Below are 535 nucleotides of genomic sequence, written 5' to 3' on the forward strand. Positions count from 1 at the left end.
GATCTTGCCGCTGGCCATCAGCGCGCTGACCGTCTCGCGACCGCTACCGTAGATCACGTTGATCACGCCGGCAGGAAAGCTGTCGCGGAACGCCTCCAGCAACGGGCGAATCAGCAGCACGCCGAGCTTGGCCGGCTTGAACACCACGGTGTTGCCCATGATCAGCGCCGGGATCAGCGTGGTGAAGGTCTCGTTCAGCGGGTAGTTGTAGGGGCCCATGCACAGCGCCACGCCCAGTGGCACCCGGCGGATCTGCCCCAGGGTGTCCTGTTCCAGCTCGAAGCGGCTGGAGCGGCGGTCGAGTTCCTTGAGGGCGTTGATGGTGTCGGTGATGTAGTCGCAAGTGCGGTCGAACTCTTTCTGCGAGTCCTTGAGGTTCTTGCCAATCTCCCACATCAGCAGCTTGACCACTGCATCACGCTGTTCGCGCATACGCCGCAAAAACGCTTCGACATGCTGGATGCGATCCACCACGCGCATGGTCGGCCACGCGCCCTGGCCACGGTCGTAGGCGGCCACGGCAGCGTCGAGGGCG

General features: G+C 63.9%; 1 protein-coding gene. It reads right to left on the minus strand.

The window, feature by feature from the left end:
• Positions 1-535 (minus strand): aldehyde dehydrogenase family protein (locus HX846_RS15980; protein WP_178965700.1); only part of this gene is annotated, 535 nt, incomplete at both ends.

The organism is Pseudomonas sp. K5002 (assembly GCF_013386655.1).
In the GTDB taxonomy this organism is placed as follows: Bacteria; Pseudomonadota; Gammaproteobacteria; order Pseudomonadales; family Pseudomonadaceae; genus Aquipseudomonas.